A 3584-nucleotide genomic window follows, 5' to 3' on the forward strand; every position below is an offset into this window, starting at 1 on the left:
ATCTCCTTCAACGGTAAATCCGATGAACGAAGCTTTCCCGCGTTTCTCAAATACACGGTCGATCCGGCTCATACAACACACCCCTGCATCCGCGCCACTTCAGATACGTCCTTGTCTCCCCGGCCGGAGAGGTTGATGACGACGATGTCATCGCGCTCGAACCGGTCGCGGTTTGTCATCACGTAGGCAATTGCATGGGCAGATTCAAGCGCCGGGATGATCCCTTCGGAACGCGAGAGGAACCGGAACGCATCGAGTACATCCGCATCATTGGCTGGGGCGTAGGTCACCCGGTTGCTGTCCTTCAGCATTGCGTGCTCGGGACCAACGCCGGGGTAGTCGAGCCCGGCAGAGATGCTGTGGGTGGGCAGCACCTGGCCATCGGGATCCTGGAGCAGGTATGAGAAGGCGCCGTGCAGAACCCCCGGCTCGCCGGCACAGAGCGTTGCCGAGTGCTCGCCGGTCTCGATCCCTTTACCCCCTGCCTCGACGCCGACCAGTTCAACATCGTCCTTGACGAAGGGGTAGAAGATTCCCATGGCATTCGAACCACCGCCAACGCAGGCAACGATTGTGTCCGGGAGCCGCCCCTCTTTTTCCAGGACCTGTTTTTTTGTCTCACGGCCGATTACTGCCTGGAAATCGCGGACAATCCGGGGATACGGGTGAGGGCCGACAACCGAACCGATCAGGTAATACGTATCCCGGACATTGGCCGCCCAGTCACGGAGCGCTTCATTCGTCGCATCCTTAAGGGTGCGTGTCCCGGATGTCACCGGTATAACCTTTGCCCCCATCAGTTCCATCCGGAAGACATTGAGGGCCTGACGCTTCGTATCAACTTCTCCCATGTAGACTTCGACCGGCATCCCGAATGCAGCACCCACGATTGCTGTAGCGACGCCATGCTGGCCGGCACCGGTCTCGGCGATTAACCTCTTTTTGCCCATGCGCTTTGCAAGGAGTGCCTGCCCGAGGGTGTTGTTAAGCTTGTGCGAACCACCGTGAACGAGATCCTCACGTTTGAGATAGATTTTGCACCCGAGATCTTTCGATGCGTTCGGGCAGAACGTCAGGGGGGTTTCCCGGCCGGCATATTCTTTCTGGAGGGCTGTGAGGTCTGCGGCAAACAGTGCATCGTTATCAATCTTCTCGTATGCCTCTTCGAGTTCCAGCAGTGCACTCATCAGCGTTTCCGAGACGTATTGTCCGCCGTAGTCCCCGTATCGTTTCTCCAGTGTCATGGTATCTGCTCCTGCGTGCGGCATGCGGCGATAAACGCCTTGATTTTCTTATGGTCCTTGATCCCCGGGGAGACCTCGACTCCGCTCGCTACGTCCACGGCATAAGGCCGGACCTCGCGGATCGCATCCCGGACATTTTCCGGGGTCAGGCCTCCGGCAAGGATGACTGGAATCCCGGAAGTCCTGACAGCGTCCCTGGCATATGAGTGGTCAAACGTTCTTCCCGTGCCGTGGCTGTCATCAACGATGATGGCATCGCAATCATAAGTCAGGGGCTCTCCTCTGCCGACAACCCGGATGAGCTTCACTCCCGGATCTTTGTCAAATGTGAAAGGATGGGAGATCTGGATTGCGTCAGGCCTGAGTGCAATCATCTTCCGGAGTTCGTCTCCCGAGGTTGTGTGCGATACGGCAACTGTAGTAATGAACGGGCCAACAGCTTTAAAGATCCGTTCTGCCTGCTCCAGTGGGACATTCCTGCGGGATACATCTCCAGAACAGACAACAACGCCGATTGCATCGGCGCCGGCATCTTCGGCAAAGCGTGCATCTTCCGGCCGCGGGATGCCGCAGATCTTTATGCGCATACGAACTCCTCCAGTTTCTTTCCCGGTTGCTTGTCGGACATGATAGATGAACCGATGAGGAACGCATCGCAGTATCCCCGCATCTCGCGGACATCATCGGCGGAGCGCATCCCGCTTTCCGATACGATCAGCTTCCCTTTTCCTCTGATAGTTCCGGAAAGGATACGTGTGGTTGAACGGTCGATGGTCATGGTGGCAAGATTACGGTTGTTGATGCCGATCAGGGTTGCCTGCGTGTCGAGTGCAGATTCAGCTTCAGCGGCATTGTGGACTTCCACCAGCGGTTCGAGATGATAATCCATTGCCATATCAACGAATGCCGGCAGGCGCTTCTCAAGCACTGAGGCAATCAGGAGCACGGCATCTGCACCGAGAGCACGCGATTCCGCAATCTGGCGCTCGTCGATGATGAAATCCTTCCGGAGCACGGGCAAATCCACTGCCGATTTGACCCGTGAAATGTCCTGCCCGGCCCCCCCGAAGAAGTAGGGTTCGGTCAGCACCGAGAGGGCAACGCATCCCGCCCCTGCAAGTACGCCAGCCATCTGGGCCATGTCCACGCTGCGCCGGATAATACCCCGGGAGGGGGATGCACACTTGATCTCGGCTATCACAGCGTTCCTGCCTTCCCGCTCCTGTATGGCCTCGATCAGGCTGGCGGGGTTGTTCCGGGAGGGTTCCGGAAACGTCTCGGGAAGCAGGGCCACCCGTTTTTCCGTGCGCCTGACGATGTCATCGAGGATCATGCGGCACCCCGCGTGGCATCCACCAGTGCATCGAGCCGGGCACGGGCGTTTCCTGAATCGATCGATGTTCCGGCCAGAATTAATCCCTCGTGCAGGTCGCGAGCCATGCCCCCGACATAGATGGCGGCACCGGCATTCATGAGCACGATGTCCCGCGCCGCACCCCTTTCACCCTGGAGAATATCACGGATAATGCGTGCATTGGTGGCAGCATCTCCTCCGGACAGATCAGGGATCTGTGCCGGTGCAATGCCATAGTCCCTGCAATCCAGGGTATAGTTCCGGATTGCGTCCTCCTTAAGCTCCGAGACTACCGTCTCTCCTGTTGTGGTAATCTCATCCAGTCCGCTCCCGTGGACGACCATGGCACGGGAGATCCCAAGGAGGCGTAAGACCTCTGCCATCGTAGGGGTCAGGCCCGGGTGGTACACTCCCAGCACCTGTGCCTGGGCGCCAGCCGGGTTTGCCAGCGGGCCAAGGATGTTGAAGACCGTCCTGCACCCGATCTCCTGCCTCGCCGCCATCACGTGGTGCATGGCCGGGTGGTGCAAGGGTGCGAAGAGGAACGCGATACCCGCCCTCTCAAGAATGCCAGCCTGCGAATCCGGCCCAAGGGCGATGTTCACCCCGAGGGCTGACAGCACATCGGCAGAACCGCAGAGGCTGCTGACGCTCCGGTTGCCGTGCTTGACAACCGGGATTCCCGCACCCGCGGCAACGAATGCCGATGCTGTACTGATATTGAACGTATGCATACTGTCGCCCCCGGTGCCGCAGGTGTCGACCAGCAGCCGTGTCGCTTTCGGCCTGATGGAGACAGCGTGCTGTCGCATAATACGGGCAAATGCGGCAATCTCATATGGCCGCTCTCCTTTCATCCGGAGCGCTGCCAGGAACGCGCCAATCTGTGCCGGGGTTGCTTTCCCCTCCATAAGGGTGTCCATCGCTCCGGCCGCCTCGGCTTCGGTTAGGTCCTGCAGGTCCAAAAGCCGCTGGATGATCTCGCT

4 protein-coding genes are annotated in these 3584 nt (G+C 58.9%); all 4 read right to left on the reverse strand.

Annotated elements, in window-relative coordinates:
- Positions 1-68: 68 nt before the first annotated feature.
- Complete coding sequence (gene trpB, locus CW742_RS08660; protein WP_292419205.1) at positions 69-1244, reverse strand: tryptophan synthase subunit beta; 1176 nt, start codon at positions 1242-1244, stop codon at positions 69-71.
- Positions 1241-1831, reverse strand: a complete 591-nt coding sequence (locus CW742_RS08665; RefSeq protein ID WP_292419208.1) for a phosphoribosylanthranilate isomerase — start codon at positions 1829-1831, stop codon at positions 1241-1243. The genes trpB and CW742_RS08665 overlap by 4 nt, the downstream gene beginning before the upstream one ends.
- Entirely contained in the window at positions 1822-2577 is a 756-nt protein-coding gene (locus CW742_RS08670) for an indole-3-glycerol-phosphate synthase (protein ID WP_292419210.1), read from the reverse strand. The genes CW742_RS08665 and CW742_RS08670 overlap by 10 nt, the downstream gene beginning before the upstream one ends.
- A partial coding sequence (gene trpD, locus CW742_RS08675; protein ID WP_292419213.1) for an anthranilate phosphoribosyltransferase occupies positions 2574-3584 on the reverse strand: 1011 nt, incomplete at its 5' end. The genes trpD and CW742_RS08670, both read right to left, overlap by 4 nt.

The sequence above is a fragment of the Methanoregula sp. genome, assembly GCF_002835825.1.
Lineage (GTDB): Archaea > Halobacteriota > Methanomicrobia > Methanomicrobiales > Methanospirillaceae > Methanoregula.

Coding starts and splice junctions, on each gene's coding strand:
- trpB (WP_292419205.1), bottom strand. CDS start 1,244: ATGACACTGGAGAAACGATACGGGGACTACGGCGGACAATACGTCTCG.
- CW742_RS08665 (WP_292419208.1), bottom strand. CDS start 1,831: ATGCGCATAAAGATCTGCGGCATCCCGCGGCCGGAAGATGCACGCTTT.
- CW742_RS08670 (WP_292419210.1), bottom strand. CDS start 2,577: ATGATCCTCGATGACATCGTCAGGCGCACGGAAAAACGGGTGGCCCTG.